Source organism: Salmonella sp. SJTUF15570 (genome assembly GCF_043357055.1).
Taxonomy (GTDB): Bacteria; Pseudomonadota; Gammaproteobacteria; order Enterobacterales; family Enterobacteriaceae; genus Salmonella; species Salmonella enterica.
Map to the genome: position 1 here is coordinate 106,406 of NZ_JBEUKJ010000004.1, position 17,658 is coordinate 124,063.

The 17,658-nt window shown below is 49.3% G+C and carries 19 protein-coding genes and 3 pseudogenes; 11 read left to right on the top strand and 11 right to left on the bottom strand.

Going from position 1 to position 17,658, the window contains the following annotated elements:
- Positions 1-8: 8 nt before the first annotated feature.
- The 3 genes from rsmF (at position 9) to ABVN44_RS09240 (ending at position 2,104) form a co-directional block, all read left to right on the top strand.
- A complete protein-coding gene (gene rsmF, locus ABVN44_RS09230; protein WP_048348885.1) occupies positions 9-1,448 on the top strand; it encodes a 16S rRNA (cytosine(1407)-C(5))-methyltransferase RsmF in 1,440 nt (479 codons plus the stop codon).
- A gap of 117 nt (positions 1,449-1,565) precedes the next feature.
- Entirely contained in the window at positions 1,566-1,802 is a 237-nt protein-coding gene (locus tag ABVN44_RS09235; protein WP_024131167.1) for a YebV family protein, read from the top strand.
- A 110-nt stretch (positions 1,803-1,912) separates the two neighbouring features.
- Complete coding sequence (locus ABVN44_RS09240; RefSeq protein WP_000457838.1) at positions 1,913-2,104, top strand: YebW family protein; 192 nt, start codon at positions 1,913-1,915, stop codon at positions 2,102-2,104.
- An 18-nt stretch (positions 2,105-2,122) separates the two neighbouring features.
- Here the strand turns inward: ABVN44_RS09240 and pphA are convergent, their stop codons facing one another.
- From pphA to sopE2, 3 genes are all read right to left on the bottom strand, one after another.
- Entirely contained in the window at positions 2,123-2,773 is a 651-nt protein-coding gene (gene pphA, locus ABVN44_RS09245; protein WP_023226864.1) for a protein-serine/threonine phosphatase, read from the bottom strand.
- 224 nt (positions 2,774-2,997) lie between these two features.
- A complete protein-coding gene (locus ABVN44_RS09250; protein WP_023232530.1) occupies positions 2,998-3,162 on the bottom strand; it encodes a hypothetical protein in 165 nt (54 codons plus the stop codon).
- Between the two features lie 284 nt (positions 3,163-3,446).
- A complete protein-coding gene (gene sopE2 / locus ABVN44_RS09255) occupies positions 3,447-4,169 on the bottom strand; it encodes an SPI-1 type III secretion system guanine nucleotide exchange factor SopE2 (RefSeq protein ID WP_023232531.1) in 723 nt (240 codons plus the stop codon).
- 683 nt (positions 4,170-4,852) lie between these two features.
- On the opposite strand from sopE2, the gene ABVN44_RS09260 reads away from it, so the two are divergent.
- Both ABVN44_RS09260 and ABVN44_RS09265 read left to right on the top strand, forming a co-directional pair.
- Positions 4,853-5,248: a DUF1398 domain-containing protein gene (locus tag ABVN44_RS09260; protein ID WP_000422887.1), complete on the top strand. Its 396-nt coding sequence runs from the start codon at positions 4,853-4,855 to the stop codon at positions 5,246-5,248.
- A 327-nt stretch (positions 5,249-5,575) separates the two neighbouring features.
- Positions 5,576-6,052: a hypothetical protein gene (locus ABVN44_RS09265; RefSeq protein WP_023232532.1), complete on the top strand. Its 477-nt coding sequence runs from the start codon at positions 5,576-5,578 to the stop codon at positions 6,050-6,052.
- A gap of 387 nt (positions 6,053-6,439) precedes the next feature.
- Here ABVN44_RS09265 and ABVN44_RS09270 read toward each other — a convergent pair whose 3' ends face one another.
- Positions 6,440-6,859 (bottom strand): GNAT family N-acetyltransferase, encoded by a 420-nt coding sequence (locus ABVN44_RS09270; RefSeq protein ID WP_023232533.1) that lies wholly within the window; start codon positions 6,857-6,859, stop codon positions 6,440-6,442.
- A 367-nt stretch (positions 6,860-7,226) separates the two neighbouring features.
- On the opposite strand from ABVN44_RS09270, the gene ABVN44_RS09275 reads away from it, so the two are divergent.
- Positions 7,227-7,496, top strand: a complete 270-nt coding sequence (locus tag ABVN44_RS09275; RefSeq protein ID WP_077248370.1) for a hypothetical protein — start codon at positions 7,227-7,229, stop codon at positions 7,494-7,496.
- 165 nt (positions 7,497-7,661) lie between these two features.
- The gene (locus ABVN44_RS09280; RefSeq protein ID WP_048348799.1) at positions 7,662-7,802 is read left to right on the top strand and encodes a hypothetical protein; all 141 of its coding nucleotides are present in this window, start codon (positions 7,662-7,664) and stop codon (positions 7,800-7,802) included.
- 145 nt (positions 7,803-7,947) lie between these two features.
- Here ABVN44_RS09280 and ABVN44_RS09285 read toward each other — a convergent pair.
- The 3 genes and pseudogenes from ABVN44_RS09285 to sspH3 form a co-directional block, all read right to left on the bottom strand.
- Positions 7,948-8,475: pseudogene (locus tag ABVN44_RS09285) on the bottom strand (transposase); the annotation flags it as partial.
- Between the two features lie 6 nt (positions 8,476-8,481).
- Positions 8,482-8,583, bottom strand: a pseudogene (locus ABVN44_RS09290) (DUF4113 domain-containing protein); the annotation flags it as partial.
- Positions 8,584-8,616: 33 nt separating this feature from the next.
- A complete protein-coding gene (gene sspH3 / locus ABVN44_RS09295) occupies positions 8,617-11,037 on the bottom strand; it encodes a type III secretion system effector SspH3 (RefSeq protein WP_048348800.1) in 2,421 nt (806 codons plus the stop codon).
- A gap of 261 nt (positions 11,038-11,298) precedes the next feature.
- On the opposite strand from sspH3, the pseudogene ABVN44_RS09300 reads away from it, so the two are divergent.
- Positions 11,299-11,651: pseudogene (locus tag ABVN44_RS09300) on the top strand (tyrosine-type recombinase/integrase); the annotation flags it as partial.
- Positions 11,652-12,024: 373 nt separating this feature from the next.
- Here ABVN44_RS09300 and ABVN44_RS09305 read toward each other — a convergent pair.
- From ABVN44_RS09305 to yobA, 3 genes are read right to left on the bottom strand one after another with little or no spacing between them, the layout of a single operon-like run.
- Positions 12,025-12,378, bottom strand: a complete 354-nt coding sequence (locus ABVN44_RS09305) for a YebY family protein (protein WP_023232537.1) — start codon at positions 12,376-12,378, stop codon at positions 12,025-12,027.
- 16 nt (positions 12,379-12,394) lie between these two features.
- A complete protein-coding gene (gene copD, locus ABVN44_RS09310; RefSeq protein ID WP_072103686.1) occupies positions 12,395-13,270 on the bottom strand; it encodes a copper homeostasis membrane protein CopD in 876 nt (291 codons plus the stop codon).
- The gene (gene yobA / locus ABVN44_RS09315; RefSeq protein WP_000168393.1) at positions 13,271-13,645 is read right to left on the bottom strand and encodes a CopC domain-containing protein YobA; all 375 of its coding nucleotides are present in this window, start codon (positions 13,643-13,645) and stop codon (positions 13,271-13,273) included.
- Positions 13,646-13,782: 137 nt separating this feature from the next.
- Here yobA and ABVN44_RS09320 point away from each other — a divergent pair, with 137 nt between their 5' ends.
- The 3 genes from ABVN44_RS09320 (at position 13,783) to exoX (ending at position 15,499) form a co-directional block, all read left to right on the top strand.
- Entirely contained in the window at positions 13,783-14,013 is a 231-nt protein-coding gene (locus ABVN44_RS09320; RefSeq protein WP_000856224.1) for a DNA polymerase III subunit theta, read from the top strand.
- A 107-nt stretch (positions 14,014-14,120) separates the two neighbouring features.
- A complete protein-coding gene (locus ABVN44_RS09325; RefSeq protein ID WP_000100249.1) occupies positions 14,121-14,777 on the top strand; it encodes a carbon-nitrogen hydrolase family protein in 657 nt (218 codons plus the stop codon).
- Positions 14,778-14,800: 23 nt separating this feature from the next.
- Positions 14,801-15,499, top strand: coding sequence for an exodeoxyribonuclease X (exoX, locus tag ABVN44_RS09330; RefSeq protein WP_000944278.1), 699 nt, complete (start codon positions 14,801-14,803; stop codon positions 15,497-15,499).
- Positions 15,500-15,533: 34 nt separating this feature from the next.
- Here exoX and ptrB read toward each other — a convergent pair whose 3' ends face one another.
- Positions 15,534-17,585, bottom strand: coding sequence for an oligopeptidase B (ptrB, locus tag ABVN44_RS09335; protein ID WP_048348801.1), 2,052 nt, complete (start codon positions 17,583-17,585; stop codon positions 15,534-15,536).
- Between the last annotated feature and the right edge of the window lie 73 nt (positions 17,586-17,658).

The following is a 17,658-nucleotide window of genomic DNA, read 5'->3' on the forward strand; positions in this document are numbered from 1 at the left end:
ATACACCTGTGGCTCAACACGCTGTCTATTTTCCTGACGCTTTTCTGACGCAAATGCGTGAAGCAATGCCTTCCACGCTCTCTTTTGATGAATTTATTTCGGCCTGCCAACGCCCGTTGCGCCGCAGTATACGCATCAATACGCTTAAAATATCCGTGGCTGATTTCCTTACCCTAATCGCGCCCTACGGCTGGTCGCTCACGCCAATTCCGTGGTGTCATGAAGGATTCTGGATCGAGCGCGATGATGAAGAGGCATTGCCGCTTGGCAGTACCGCTGAGCATTTAAGCGGCCTGTTTTACATTCAGGAGGCCAGTTCGATGCTGCCGGTCGCGGCCCTGTTCGCCGATGATAATCATCCGCAGCGGGTCATGGATATGGCAGCGGCGCCTGGCTCCAAAACCACGCAGATCGCTGCCCGCATGGGGAACCGCGGCGCCATTCTGGCCAACGAATTTTCGGCCAGCCGCGTCAAAGTTCTGCACGCTAATATCAGCCGATGTGGAATCGCCAATACCGCACTGACGCATTTCGATGGCCGCGTATTTGGCGCTGCGTTACCGGAGATGTTTGACGCTATCCTGCTGGATGCGCCCTGCTCTGGCGAAGGCGTAGTACGTAAAGATCCTGATGCGCTAAAAAACTGGTCGCCAGAAAGCAATCTGGATATCGCGGCGACACAGCGGGAACTGCTCGACAGCGCTTTTCATGCTTTACGACCCGGCGGCACGCTGGTCTACTCCACCTGCACGTTAAATCGCCAGGAAAACGAAGAGGTCTGCCTCTGGCTGAAAGAGACCTACGCCGACGCCGTTGAATTTTTGCCGCTGGGTGATCTGTTTCCTGATGCTGACCGCGCCCTCACCCCGGAAGGCTTCCTGCACGTCTTCCCGCAAATTTACGACTGCGAAGGATTCTTCGTCGCACGTCTGCGTAAAATGTCATCCCTTCCAGCCATGCCCGCGCCAGCGTATAAAGTGGGGGCATTTCCTTTTACCCCCCTCAAAGGCCGCGAAGCATTACACGTTACCCAGGCGGCCAACGCCGTCGGACTGTTATGGGATGAAAATCTCCATCTTTGGCAGCGTGAAAAAGAGGTCTGGCTGTTCCCGGCAGAGATTGAATCACTGATCGGAAAAGTCCGTTTTTCCCGGCTCGGCATTAAGCTGGCCGAAAGTCATAATAAAGGCTATCGCTGGCAACATGAGGCGACGATAGCCCTTGCCTGCCCGACTCATGCTCACGCGTTCGAACTCTCTGCGCAAGAGGCGGAGGAGTGGTATCGCGGTCGGGATATTTATCCGCAAACATCTCCTGCCGCTGATGATGTCCTGGTGACGTTCCAGCATCAGCCGCTTGGTCTGGCAAAACGTATCGGCTCAAGAATAAAGAACAGTTACCCGCGTGAACTGGTGCGGGATGGCAAACTCTTTACTGGTAATAGTTAAAAGGCGCACAAAAAAACCGCACTTTTTGACTGGCGCTTTTGCGTACGTTGACTACGCTGAAAAATGGACGGCTAAACTGGTCGTACCACAATTAGCGTATTAACGGAGAGCACGATGATGAAAACCAGTGTGCGCATTGGCGCTTTTGAAATCGACGATGCCGAATTACATGGCGAATCGCCGGGGGAGCGAACGTTAACAATCCCCTGTAAATCCGATCCGGATTTATGTATGCAACTGGACGCCTGGGATGCCGAAACCAGCGTTCCCGCCATTCTCAACGGGGAACATTCCGTTTTGTTCCGTAATCATTACGATCCTAAATCTGATGCCTGGGTCATGCGTCTTGCCTGACTCAAAAAGAACCCGTCGCCAGGCGGGTTATTTATTCTTCCTTTTCTCATTTCCCCCCTGCGCTAACCTCTCCTACACTATCGTGTAAAGTAGTTAACATTGAGGATGTAATGTTCGCGCTGGTACTTTTTGTATGTTACCTGGATGGAGGATGCGAGGATATTGTCGTGGACATCTACGATACCGAGCAGCAGTGTCTTTATTCGATGGACGATCAACGGATTCGCCATGGCGGCTGTTTTCCGGTAGAGGATTTTATCGACGGCTTCTGGCGACCTGCGCAGCAATATAGCGATTTTTAACCCTGGTCGCTGATACCGCTATTGTATCCGCGCTAACGTCAATTGCCCGCCAAATACCGCGCCCGTATCAATATAGTGTACGTTGGCGAAATCCATGCGCCGACGCAACGGCGTATGGCCAAACCAAAAATGATCGGCACCGCTAATCCCGCCGCGCTTATTTATGAGTCGTTCGCGGCTCCAGAGAACCTGATGTAAATCGACCTTTTTTTGCCATTGATAGGTTGATGCTGGATAATCTGCATGAGCGATCACATGCGTGCTATGGCGGCAGCGAACTTCCAGTATCCAGGGCAGCCGCTGACAAAGAATAAAAAGCGCTTCAGCTTGCGCAGCGTGTTCAGCCGTCAGGCGGGTAAACCAGTCGCCACCATTCATCAACCACAGCGTCGACTGCGATGAGGCCCGCGCATCCAGCGCCATTTGTTCATGATTGCCGCGAACCGCCGTCATCCAGGACTCACGCAGTAAAGCCAGGCACCCCAGGCTGTCCGGGCCTCTATCAATGATATCGCCCACAGAAACTAACAGGTCTTGTTGCGGATCAAATCGACACTCACGTAACCTTTTCATTAACATTGAAAAACAGCCGTGAATATCGCCGACCACCCAGACATGCCGCCAATTCTTTGCCTCTATTCGCTGATAAATCTCTTCAGGCCGCATCATGTTTTTCCTGTCGTTCATTACCCAGGACAGATATAAAAAGATAGCGTATGCAGATTTTTTTTGCTTAGTAAACGTGCTCTGTTGTAAATAGCGAATTTCATCAGTAGTGAGTAAATGCTTTGTTATCACCGCAATAAAATATAACTGGCTGCGCCAGGGGAGTATTATCCCCTGGCGCAGCCAGCTACTCACTATCGCCTGTTCACGTTCAATATTCTTCCTCCTTAAAAGCATGCCAAAAACATAAACCACATATCGACACCACAGGCTTCAGCACACTCTTTAGCTGAGTGAGACGCAAGGCAAACCAGCGCCAATGCAGGTGTCGTTACCGTGGCGACCATCACCCCCACAAACAGGAGCAGCACAATTTTTTTTAAAGGCGGCATAACCTCTCCTGACAGTTAACAGACCATTAATCCTTATCGAGACATCATCCGTGCGCGGGTATCATAGACTTAACAACACGCAGCGTTACAAAAAAAGCTGTCTGGTTATGCCGGTATTTAGAGTAATAACAATTATTTTAAGTTTTAAGGGTATCCATTTGATTTTTATATTAAAATAAAGATGACGACGTTTTGTTAAAAGCGTCGCCATAAAAATGAATATATACTTTCAGAAAATCTGCTATTAATTCATATGGTTAATAGCAGTATTGTGTTTGCTATCTTCAGGAGGCATTCTGAAGATACTTATTCGCGATATTTTCTATAGTTAGCTGAAATTGTTGTGGCGTCGGCATCGTCCCCTTATTAAACAGCGGCGTAACCTCTTTCATAACGATTTTCTCAGCATACGCTTTAAAAGACACCTGCTGATTATAATTTATAAACATATGCGGATATTTAATGCTCGCTGCAGCAATGAGGGGGACGACAAAAGGATTCGCCCCTGCCCCACCTGGAGTAAATACGCCGTTTTTTATCTCCCCAGGTAGCCCCGCATTCTGCGCAGCCTCTCCTATCTCTTTCAGAAAGGGGGTAATACTGACCCCTTTACTGATGAGTAATTTACAACAGTGATCTTTATTATTACTGTACACGGCTGATAACATGGCTTCGCATGTCTGACGAGCATAGGCCGGATCTTTACTCGCATTACCTTTGATATCCAGGCTATTGAGCTTTTGCAGCATAAAATCTTTAACAGTTTTACTGGTTAATACTGCCCTACCCTCAGAGGCGCTCCCACGATGAAAATGGCTAGTCGGTATGTCTGTTTGCAGATGCAGGCTCAAGCGATCTGACAGACTCGTCGACAGGCTGATAAAGCTATTTCTAACGGCAGTAATACTTTTCGCAAAAATGTCCTTCTCCGTTGTTTTTTCTTTTACTGGTTCAACGTCACTTCTATGGATTCTGTAGTGCTGGGTGGATAGGGTTATATTAGTCACGGTAGTTCTCCTTTTAGATAACTATGCATAGCTACACTTTATTTATATTTCTTGCTTTCAAAAAATAGCCACCTTCTCCACAACCATTCTTACTCATTGATCTGTATAAATTTTATTTTCCTGATGAATTTTGTTCTTCTGTCACTTAGCCTGTTTTTTTTCGGCGCAAGGTGATCGACTTTTATCGAGGAACATTTTTATCGGGACAATCCTGAACAGGCAAAACATCACTTCAATTCAGCTGCTACATCACAAAAAACATTCATGAATATTATTATTTATGCTGATGTTGTTACGATTTTGCCCCCATTCAAACACTGACTGTCAGTTATCCTGCCTGCAGGTTAGCCGCTTTTTCAAAACCTATAAAGTCTCCACGCCAAACCTCTCCGCCACTGTAATCCTTATCTAAATATCAATTAATTAACTGATTTTTATATATTATGACTTTTCATGGCGTTCAGAAAAACTACAAATGAAATGGATTGACGCATCTATTAGTGGTCAAAAAAACGCGCTACGAGAAATAATCAGTAACAATTGCAACACTATTCCAATCATAACGTAAACTATATGATACCAGTCGATTATTATTGCTTTTAGGTAACATCTTTGTATAGCCGCTTTTAAGCAACAATACTCTAACACAACATATAACATTATAACTCACAATAGGTTAACAAATGGAATTACAGCTTATGCTTAACCACTTTTTCGAGCGCGTCAGAAAGGATGCAAATTTCAACGCATTTCTAATCGATCTGGAATATAATAATATCGCTTATTACATCTATTTTGTTGCTACCGGTAATGTGAAAATTATCACTCATGCAGGCCATTTCATTTCTATTAAAAGCAATAGAAAGCTGATTAAAGTCAATTCAACACCGAATACGCAATTAATAAAATTGACTTCAGCCAAACACTTTTCGGGGGAGCATTCCTATGAAAAATACTGTACCGATCTGGCAACGGCAGGCGTTTTTAAATGGATTGTGGAATTAAACCAAAAAACTCGACAATACTGGTCGAAAGACAACCAATTATTATATATAGAAAATGTGGTCATGCCGCTTTAACAAGCCAGGGTAATAATAGCGTCAGTCGTGACATCCGGCGTGTTACGACTGCGGTTTATCCATTTGAGACCATGATGAGAGTCTGACTACGAGAGTTATCCTGTGCAGTCCGACCGACGCAGCAACGTTTGACACGATGCTCGACAACAGCATCTCCTGATGCAGGAGAAATGATATTCAAAGCGATATCGACTAAAAGCTCAAAATATTTGCCTGCTATTTATATTCCATCTAATTAATACCCTCCAGGAAGTGTGGCATAATTGCAGAATCTGTCAGGATTCCGGGAGCATACCGGAGCGTAATCGGAAAACCATCTGGAGATGTATGAGCAAGGATGAAATCAGTTATCAAATTCTTTACCGGTACTCTCTGGAAAAGCTATACAGTACTCTTACCAGAAGAGTAGATAACGTGCTGTCATTCGCCCTCGTTTTTCTCGGGGTCGGCGTCACCATAAACATCGGGAGTCCCTTTATTCTGGGGCCAGGCATTGTGGGTATCGCCATACTAAAAAGAGTACTCCGCTTCGGCACGCGATCAGCACAGGCCGACCGGCAGTCCCGCGCCTGGCTGAAACTTTTTAATACTCAGCACCGCTTTCCTTCAGATAAAACACTGTTCCTTGCCTTCACATCGCTTGAGCAAGACACGAGCGAAGTATGGTCCATGCTTATTGGTCCTGCCATCGTCATGACTGAGACCGCCCTCGGAAAAACGCCCATTGAGCCATTGACGGCGGGTGAAAAACTCTGCGCATTTTTGAGTGGCGCGACGAAATCCCAGCCAGCAGATCGCAATTGACCTGTCTTCTAAACGCCTGCGCCATACCACAGAGATTTAGTATAAAATTAATTAATGGAGTACTAACGCTGTCAGCAGGTTTCTCTGAGTGAAAGATTCGTATTATACGCACAGCCCAGTTTACAGTTTATATAACAGCGCTATATGTTTTTGTATCCGTACCATGCCGCCTACAAGCGGCTGTCTGAGTACCTCTAGCCGTGCCAGGGGGTATTAGCTCAAATGTGAGCTGACATATCTATGGCACAGCGCCAAACCTAATCTGACTGTCCGCCCTGTGCCAGAAGCGGACGCTGAACATGGTGTGTACAGGCCAACAATACGATATATTTTAAAGCTACCTGATTGCAGCTTTCATAAGGCTATGGGTATTCAAATGCAGCAAAGCTATAAATCAGGCTTAATTAAATAATGCCTTTGCGAACCTACTTTAGGAAAGTCCGGTAGCGACATTTGAAGTATATAACCCTGTTTTTCATAAAAAGGGAGAGCCTGGAAGCTAAAGGTATCTACAAGTCCATGAACACAGCCTTTCCGCAAACCTTCTTTTTCGGCCATCTCCATAAGTTTACTACCCAGACCGTTGCTCCTTGCAGATTCACTTACCCAAAGATAGTCGATGCAGAGCCACGGACCTTTTCTGTCAGCAATTAATCCGCCTACCATTTCGCCGCTTTCGTTTCTGCAGTAGACCCCAAGCTGCCCATTTTTACTAAAATCGACAAACTGAGCATTGTAGCTTCTTAATCCGGCTAATAGTTCTTCTTTATCAAATTCAGTAACTTGATGTGTGATTTGAATGTCCATACATATCCAATTGAACAAGTTTGCATTTGGAATATAACGTTATAAATAAGTTGATTAAATGTATCAATAGAAAGTTTATTTTTACTCCTGGGGGCAGGCCACGTCCGCTACTCGCTTAAAGCAGACCGTCAGTTGGAGTCTGAGCTGGTACAATTAATGTGCCACTGGTTAGAAATCAGTAATACGATTTTATCAGGCTGATGCTCTGGCCTGTCAGGATTTGAGGTATCCACCCGGTTTACCAGCCCACTGTATTTGGCACCAGTGGAACCCACTTCCCGATCCAGGATCCAGTATCCACCGCCGAACCTCTTTCCCCAAAAGATATGAGCAACCTCAAGCGCCTTGTCTGGATGATGACCACGGTATGAAGTTTGATAACGCGTGGAATCAGGGCGTTTGGTTCGCTCTCCGTGCAGCAACTGGACGCCCTTCTCCCCAGCCTTTCAGCGTTGAAGATTTGCCAGCGCTGGGTGAAGAGTGTAGGCGAATTATGAAAATCACTTCTGCCGTTTATACTTCGAAAAAGACGTTATCAGAAAGGTGGTTCGCAAGCGCGGAGTTATTAAACCTTTACTTAACGAAATACGGTTTAAGTTGCTTGAATTGCAGCAGAAAGAAAACGACGGCTTGCTGATGCTGGACAAATTAAGCAAGCATGGCATCAATGGACTGATACGCCGTCAATAAAAGGAAGGGTGCATGGACGATCCCGTCACATCACCAATCACAACAGAAGAGCACAAAACAACATTTCACAGCGTAAAGGATAAAACACGATGCCATTTTCAATCAAACACATATGTTCAGGTCCACAAGGACACTACCCAGAAATCTCCGGACCTATACAGAACAAGCCAGTACCGAGGAATTGCACACTGACCTCAACAACATGCGATATACAGAGCTATACAGTATTCAGCAGATGGTCCTGCAGTTATGAAATGCGCCCACCCGGTGCAGAAGAAAAAACCCCACGACTAAAACTCTCAGCAACGGAGCTCTTATGGCTATCTAAAACAATAGAAACAGAGAGGCGCAACACAAAAGAATGAGCCTGTCAGTAATTCTGTGTAACTGCCCAGTTATTAAAGGTGATCGCTCAGACGGTCACCGAACTCGATAATAAAACGGCTCATCGCCAGCCGCCAGTTCTGGATCGGCATACTCCATTTTTTGACGCATCCTCGATCGCCAGATAAATAACTTTTCGTACTGAGTCATCCGTCGGGAACACCTTGCGTTTCTTAATCGCGGCACGGATCACGCAGTTCAGCGATTCGATTGCGTTTGTCGTGTAGATGGCCTTGCGGATATCCGGCGGATAACTGAAGAGCGTATTGAGGTTTTCCCGGTGCGCACGCCAGCTTTTGCTGATTTGCGGATATTTATCGTCCCGGACTTTCGCGAACGCATCCATCGCCATCAGTACCGCATCTTCGGCCGGGCCTGAGGCCGCTGGTGGCGGCTTTGTAGTCTTTCCAGGACACGTATTTCAGGCTGTTACGCACTATATGAATGATGCACAGCTGGATATGGGTCTGCGGGAAGACGCTGTTTATCGCACTCGGGAAGCCCTTCAGACCATCCACACAGGCAATCAGGATGTCCTGAACATCAGGACGAAGCAGGTCTTCATAGCGGGTGGTGTACCGAGGCGAAAGCATTTCTCGCTTCATAGCCCACTGTTGCGGCATCCCCTGCCCGGCGAAGTACAACGTCCCCCATTCGCCTGGCGCGGTGAATATCATGTTCAGTTAAGGCGCTAGATAGCTACCCAGCATCTCCTCCACAAGAGGTCGCAGGCCATCCAAAAATGTCTTTTTCGCGCTCTCCATCGCTCTTGCTCCGATAGTGCGCTCTGCATCGGTATTACCGACAAGCCCAAACGGTCTCAGCTCTGTGTCAGACAGCATCCGGTACGTTTCCTCATAATCCGATATTTGCTTTTCACGAAGCGCGTTAACGCGTTCCGGCGCTTTGCGCTCCAGCACGCTGTGTAACGGCCCCCACTGCAGTATCCACTCCCTGAGCTCGCTTTTTTCAGCGGCTTTCACCTGAAGCTCCGCAGCCTGAAGGTCTGAAACCGTCACGCCGGATACGCCAAAGAAACGCATTTCTGCCGTCACGCTGGTCAGCCCGAGTGCTTTCTTCAGCTTATTCTGATACGCCAGATAGACTTCAACATCATCGGCCAAGGCCAGCGTTCCGGCCTTTTCCCGGGCAATCTGTTCCAGTTTTTCCAGACGGAACATCTCACGCCCCGTGGCAACCAGTGCCGCGAGATTGTTATCGTATTGCCCTTTTTCTGCATCATGTACCAGTTGTACGTTCTTCATCTGGTGCAGAGCAAGTGTGACCCGATCCTGGCAGCTTGCTGTTGCCTCTGTTGCCATGGCAAAGGTTTTTGCTCTCAGCGCCTCATCTTCAGCCAGTTGTACCAGCCAGGACGATATCTGTGCCTTAAACCCCGCGTCCTTCATGAAGTTTTCCGTCTCACTCAGTCTGTCCAGGAAGAGGCTGAAGGCAGCAGCGTTATCTTCCTGTCCGAACATATGCCATCTGTCTGCAGGAGCCGGTTCGCCCTCCCGGGCAGGCACCAGCCAGCCAGCGGCCGCCAGGTGCAGTGCCCGGGCTTCCCGGGGGGCTGAGGCTCCCGCCATATCGAATAGTATCCTGGGGCCTGAATAGCCTGGCGCGCTGGTGATCTCCCGCAGCGCCTGCAGAGTGCGTTCAGACAGAGGATTGCCTTCCAGATTTACGCTTGCCTCTGAAGACAGACCCGTGATGCTTTCCGGCAGGCGGGTCAGTTGGTTATTGCGGGCATACAACCGTTGTAGGCCTGACGGCAGCGCCGGCAGGCGGGTCAACTGTGGGTTAGCATCAACCGACAGCGTCTGTAGTCCTTCCGGCAACGGCGGCAGGCGCACCAGTTGTGGATTGCGCTCGAGCGTCAGCAACTCCAGTCCTGCCGGCAACAGCGGCAGGCTGGTCAGTTGATTATCTGATACCGACAGCACCTGTAGTCCTGCCGGCAACGGCGGCAGGCTGGTCAGTTGGTTACCTGCTACCAACAGCCTCCGTAGTCCTGCCGGCAACGGCGGCAGGCTGGTCAGTTGATTACCTGCTACCGACAGCATCTGTAGTCCTGCCGGCAACGGCGGCAGGCTGGTCAGTTGGTTACGTGCTACCAACAGCATCTGTAGTCCTGCCGGCAACGGCGGCAGGCTGGTCAGTTGGTTACCTGCTACCGACAGCGTCTGTAGTCCTGCCGGCAACGGCGGCAGACTGGTCAGTTGGTTACCTGATACCGTCAGCACCACCAGTCCTGCCGGCAATGGCGGCAGGCTGGTCAGTTGGTTATCTTCGACAGTAAGCACCTCCAGTCCTGACGGCAACGGCGGCAGGCTGGTCAGTTGGTTATCTTCGACAGTAAGCACCTCCAGTCCTGACGGCAGCGTCGGCAGGCTAGTCAGATAATTATTATGAGGAATAACTAATGTTGTTATATGCGTTGGTAAACAGTCTGGTAAGGCGGTAAGGCCTGACTCTCCCACATTAAGCTCTCGACTGCCGTTATTCAGGCAAGTACATATTCTCTGTACCGTCGCAGCACGACCGCGTAACTCTTCTGCTGGCGCAGCCCTCTTCCATTCTGACCAGACAGCATCATACGCTGCTGGTGTCTGTGGAGCCGCCGGATCAGGAAGGGGGGATACCTGGAGTGTCCCGGATGCCCCTTCCGCATGTTCTGTACATTCCTCTCCCTGTTCTATGTCCATGGTGAAGCGATATGTTTCATTGTGCCCCTGGCAATTCACGGTATAGTTCCCGGCGTCATCAAGGGTGACCGACAATATCTCCTGGTTGTCTGCATCCAGGATACAGAAGTGGCTTTCCCCGTGGCGGCCGGAGTGAATGCTTTCCTCGTATCCGGCATACGCGAGCATCCTGAGCTGTTCAAATCTGCTGACTACATCCTCCCGCGTCGTTCCGACCGAAGGGTGGCAAATCGTCCAGATACATTCCAGCGCTTCAGTCTGGTGCGTTGAGCAGAAAAACTCCTTAATTTTTTCCCATAAGCTCATTTCAGGCGGGGTTGCAGATTGGGCAATACAGTTAATACGAAGGTTAGTAATTGTGGCGGGAAGACATCCGCTTCCAACATGCAAGGGCATAATAAAAAACCTTTATAAATTTACACATAATGTCTGTCTGGCGGACATCCTCTTTCCCTGGTCTTAATTTCACAATAAGGTTATCGACGGATTCATGGTCGTCCTGCCATGGCGGACTTCAGTAGGTGCAGAAGAAAAATCCGTTATAATGACCAGATGGCGGGACTGTCATTTTGCAGCTAAAGGTGTCGATTTTTTCAGGGGCGCTTTCTACGATGACCAGATCATCCGGCATCAGCGCCCGGGCGCTCAATTTTGGCAGGCAGATCCCTGACACTTCAGGCGCCAGGGTTACGTCCGGGACGGTTATCGATCGCTGCCGACTGGTAAGCAGAACCGATTTCATGATCAGTGCCGGAATCAGGAAAAATAGCCCGACCGGGAATATTCACCCGGATGGGCTGACAAAGAAATTTGTAAAAGCCAGAAAAATTTCAGGCGCTAAATTTAGTGATAACCCACCGACATTTCACGAGATCCGTAGCCTGCCCGGGCGGCTATACAAAGACGAACTCGGCGAGGAATTCGCTCAAAAACTACTGGGCCACACCTCAGAGAACACCACGAAACTCTATCTCGATGAACGCGATAATAAAGCTTACGTGATGCTCTGATTTTGTTGTAAAAGAAATGTTAAACTGAATTTGGATGTGATATAACCAAAAAGACCGAAATACAGAAATTCGAGGAAATTTCGAGGAATTTCGAGGGGGAATACATAACCCATTGATTTATAATCTAAATAAAAAGAGACCGAATACGATTCCTGTATTCGGTCCAGGGAAATGGCTCTTGGGAGAGAGCCGTGCGCTAAAAGTTGGCATTAATGCAGGCTAAATCGCCTTGCCCTTTAAGAATAGATGACGACGCCAGGTTTTCCAGTTTGTGACGAAGGTGATTGAAAAAACCTGGCGTATTGTCTGTCATCAGAGATAAAAAAACCGTAAGCCTTTTCGTGAAGGTTTACGGTTTTTTATTAAAAATCAGTCAGCTATTGGATGGGTCACAAAGCTTTTGCGCACGTTCGATAAACGGCGCCAGACTTATTTTCTCACCGGGCTTCGCCGGGTTATCGATTTGAATGACGGCAATAGGCTGAGCGCGCGTTTTACCCTCCGCTACTTGCTGTTCGGCAATGGCATTCAAGGGATACTGCACCAGCGTACTGGGGTTGATCACATAGAGCGCCTGGCCAGGCCGACAGGTCAACATGACCTCTTCCCGATTAAACGCCCACTTGTCTTTTCCTACTTCAAAACGACTTACGGTAATCACCTGCGGCGCCGCCAACGCTACGCCCGAAGTGGCCAGCAGAAGCGCCGGAAGGAGTATTTTTTTCATTCGTTATGCCAGTCCATCAGAAAGGTTCGAGGGTTGCAAACAGGCTGACGATCGCCAGAACTATGCCTCCAACTCCCCATTCAATTTGCGTCATCCTGACAAACCATAGGTCAGTCCGGGGATTTTCCTGTCGCATACGTGGTACGAGAACATACCGATTCGTCAGCGCAATTGCTACCATAAGCACCACCAGCGCACATTTTAACAAAAGCAACTGTCCATAGGTGGTCTGCCAGATGGCGGTAAATCCCGTGATAAATAGCGTGTTGCCAATGCCTGTGAGCAATACGCCCGCCACAAAAAAGTGACCATAACGAGAAAAACGCATCATGGCGCTAATAGCATGTTGACGCCAGCGTCCCTGAGCCATGCGCATACAATAAACCACTGGCAACAGCCCACCAAACCAGGCTGCGGCACAGAGTAAATGCAGAGCATGGTTAATCTGCTGTAATGTTCCCGCTACACCGTCGCGCATCGTCGCATGTCCAACGCCTGCCAGCAGGATAAACTGAGCAACGGTGAGAATAAGAAGCCGTCGTTGCATTTTTACCGGCGCAATGATTACCACCGCCAGCGTGACCAGCGCGAGGATAATTTGCCATATCCAGACCGCGCCAAAGCGGGTTTGCAGTACCGCGCCCCACACCGAGACGGAAAAAACATCGGGCCAGCCGCCGCCCATCAGTCCGCCCTGAATCGCCAGCATGAAAGCCGCGCTGATAACGCTCCAGGCGGCGGCATGTCGTTGCAGATGTAAAAATCGACGCGTCATTAAACGACGAATTGATGCGGGTGCCAGCCAGGCGCCGTAAAGCGCGCAGCCGTAGACCAGCATCAAACTAGCAAAATGAATAAATCGGAGAGTTATCCAGACGAATGTCAGCATCATTTATTTCACGCTGAAGGTGTATTTCCCTTTTGTTTTATGCCCATCCACCGACACAACGTGCCAGTCTACCGTGTAAGCGCCAGATTTTAACGGCTGCTCAAGCGGGATAATCAACTGCGTTTTATCCTGTTCATTTCGCTTTGCCGGGCGCGTTTTGATGAGCTCTTGCTGAGGGCCAGTAATGGTTGCGCCGCTGAACCCTGGCTCAATCCCTTCAGAAAAATTCAAGGTCAGCGCCTGTGGCGAGGCCGTAACGGCAGCATTCGCCGCTGGATACTGATGCGTCAGGTGCGCATGTGCCCAGGCCGCTGGCGTCGCAAATGTCGATGCCAGCAACAGTAAAGCTAAACGTCGCGATGGTGCAGAAGAAGCCATATTCACTATTCCTTTTTGTTATGCCTACGTTACAAAGAATAACCTTCAACAATCAATGAGTCGAGGATCATCATTTCCACCTTGCCATTACCGCGGACTCTTAGTACCTTCTGGCGGCAACAAAAAAGGAGACGCGTATGAAAACGAATCTGGCTCAGCTTGAACAAGCGGAAATGGATAAAGTCAATGTGGACCTGGCGGCAGCCGGGGTGGCATTTAAAGAGCGCTACAATATGCCTGTTGTCGCGGAGGCGGTCGAACGTGAGCAGCCAGAGCATCTACGCGCCTGGTTTCGCGAGCGGCTGATTGCCCATCGTCTGGCTTCCGTATCACTATCCCGACTCCCTTACGAACCCAAAGTTAAATAAAAATTATATAACGTTACACTTCCTTACATGCAGACGACTACATTATAAGGCGATTCTTAACCTATGCTTTTTAGAATGGCTGTAGAGACTATGAAAAGGAAGTCATTATGTCCTCCTGGAAAATTGCTGCTGCGCAGTATGCGCCCCTGAACGCCTCGCCGGCGGAGCATGTCGCCCATCATCTGGAATATATTGAGCTTGCGGCTCGTCAACAGTGCGAACTGCTGGTCTTTCCGTCGCTGTCGCTATTAGGCTGCGACGAAAGAAATAAACCGTTGCCCGCCCCGCCTGACGAGGCGCTTTTACAGCCGCTCACTCATGCGGCCGATACCCACCATATGACTATCATTGTGGGTATGCCTGTTGAGCATAACTGCCGCTTCGTAAAAGGCATCGCTATTTTTGCCCCATGGCTAACGTCGCCGCTCATGTTTCACAAAAGTCATGGCGCCTGTATTGCCAGGCAGCGAAGCGCTATCAACGTGGTGGATGAGCAGCCAGAAGGTGGTGATATAGATCCCTCATTTACGTTATTCACAACCAGTCAATGTCTTAACGAACCTGAACTCCATGCTTCTACCTCACGCTTACAACGTTTTTCGCATAAATATGCGCTGGCCGTACTGATGGCCAATGCCTGTGGCAGTAGCGCGCTGTGGGATGAAAGCGGGCAACTTATTGTTCGTGCCGATTGCGGTTCGCTATTACTGACGGGCCTGCGCACAACGGAGGGTTGGCAAGGCGATATCATTCCATTACGCTAAGGTCTTTCGGTGAGGAATGAATCATGTTGCGGATTATAGACACGGAAACCTGCGGGCTGCAGGGCGGGATCGTAGAGATAGCCTCTGTAGATGTCATTGATGGCAACATTGTCAATCCCATGAGTCACCTGATACGCCCCGATCGCCCTATTACGCCGCAGGCGATGGCGATACACCGTATTACCGAAGCCATGGTCGCCGATAAGCCGTGGATTGAAGATGTCATACCGCTTTATTACGGTAGTGAGTGGTATGTCGCTCACAATGCCAGTTTCGACAGACGCGTATTACCTGAATTGCCGGGTGAGTGGATCTGTACCATGAAGTTGTCGCGACGCCTGTGGCCGGGAATAAAATACAGCAATATGGCGCTCTATAAATCGCGCAAACTAAGCGTACAAACGCCGCCGGGGCTGCACCATCACCGGGCGCTTTATGATTGCTATATCACCGCCGCCTTGCTGATTGATATTATGCAAACCACCGGCTGGACCGCGGAAGAAATGGTCAATATCACGGGCCGTCCTGCGCTGTTAACCACTTTCCCGTTCGGTAAATACCGCGGTAAGGCGGTATCTGAAGTCGCAAAACGCGATCCGGGCTATTTACGCTGGCTTTTTAATAACCTTGATAATATGAGCCCGGAACTTCGCCTGACGCTTAAACACTACCTGGAAGATGTTCAGGCTGGCGAGCAACGCAGCAATGGAACACCACAATAACCCGCGACGCTTACAAGCCGTTGCGGGCGCGCGTCTATGCGCTATGTAAGGTTCCCTGCGCCAGGCCGATTAAAAAGGCGAACTCCAGCGCGACGCCTTCGTAGGATTTAAACCGCCCCGACTTACCACCGTGCCCGGAGTCCATATCCGTACATAACAGCAGCAGACGTTGGTCCGTTTTTAGCTCGCGTAATTTTGCCACCCACTTCGCCGGCTCCCAGTATTGCACCTGGGAATCGTGCAATCCTGTCGTCACCAGCAGGTGCGGATAGTCCTGCGCTTTGACATTGTCATAAGGACTATAGCTTTTCATATAGTCATAATATTCAATATCCTGCGGGTTCCCCCACTCTTCAAACTCTCCTGTCGTTAGTGGGATCGACTCATCCAGCATCGTGGTTAATACATCAACAAAGGGTACCTGGGCAATAACGCCGTGGAAAAGCTCGGGGCGTTCGTTGATAGCGACGCCCATTAGCATTCCGCCCGCGCTCCCGCCCATCCCATAACACAGCGACGGTGAACCGTAACCCAGTTTTAATAAGGCATCGCAGGCATCAAGATAGTCATTAAAAGTATTCCGCTTTTTGAGGAATTTGCCATCTTCATACCACTGCTGCCCCAGCTCACCGCCGCCGCGAACGTGTACGATTGCGTAAACAAAGCCACGATCCAGCAAGCTCAGTCGGCTGCTGCTGAAGTCGGCGTCAATACTGGAACCGTAAGATCCGTAGCCGTAAACCAGAAGCGGATTTTGCCCTTTACGAAAATACTTCTGATGATAAACCAGCGATACCGGCACTTCGACGCCGTCGCGTGCAGTGATCCACAGGTGTTCGCTCTGATAACAGCCAGAATCAAACCCAGGCACTTCCGTCTGTTTAAGTACCCGTCGTTCTCCGGTATCCATATCCAGTTCAAACAAGGTATCTGGCGTCGTCATTGAAGAATAGCCGTAACGCAGCCGGGAGGTCTCAGGTTCGGGATTATAGGCAAGCCACGTCACGTAAGCCGGATCGTCAAAGGCGATGCCTATCACTTCACGGGTTTTACGGTTAATTTGCCGCAGGCTGGTAAGCCCCCGTTGACGCTCTTCGACCACTAACCAGTCGGTAAACAGGGTAAACCCTTCCAGCATAATATGCTCGCGCGGAGGGATCAGCTCTTCCCAGGAGTTTTCATTGCGCACGCGGGTACGGTACAACCCAAAGTTTTTACCGTTTCGGTTAGAGCGCAGGTAAAACTTATGTTGATAGTGATCGAGACTATATTCATGGTCTTTGCGGCGCGGTAAAAATGAAAACGGCTCGGCATCGGCCAGTTCCGCGTCAAGTAATAGCACTTCGCTAGTGGTGGCGCTGGCAAGATGAATTACCACATAATGCTGCGAAGTGGTTTTATGCAGGCTGACATAAAAGGTGTCGTCTTTCTCTTCATATACCAGTTCATCTTGCGATGACGGAGTGCCAATCGTGTGCCGCCAAACCTGATAGGGCAGCAGCGTCTTCTTATGCTTACGCACATAGTAAAGGGTCAGGGAATCATTGGCCCAGACAAATTCAGGCGCAACGTTATCCAGCAGTTCCGGATACCAGTTACCGCTTTCGAGGTTACGAAAACGCAACCCATACTGACGACGGGATAAATAATCTTCTGCCAGCGCCATGATGGTATTATCCGGCGTAATGGCAAGTCCACCGAGCGTATAAAATTCGCTGTGCGCGGCCCGTTGGTTCGCATCGAGCAAGGTTTCCCACACATCCCACTCTTCGCTTAACGCCGATTGTCGTTGATAGATGGCATATTCGCAGCCGGGTTCATAGATATAACGGTAGCGATAGCCATTTTTCACATACGGAGCGGAAACTTCTCTGGGCGGGATGCGATCGATAATTTCTTTTAGAATGCGGTCCTGTAACGCCTGCTGAGAGGTCATGACCTTCCGGCCATACTCATTTTCCTGATGCAGGTAATCAAGGACTTCCGGCTGCGAGCGAGTGTCATCTCGCAGCCAGTAATAATTATCAATGCGCGTATCGCCATGTACGGTCATGGCATAGGGAATTCGATTGGCTTTTGGCAACATGTCGTTTTTTCTTTTGCGTTAATATTTGTTATATATCACGCGGCAAACACAGCGGCGTAGCATGGTAGTCCCG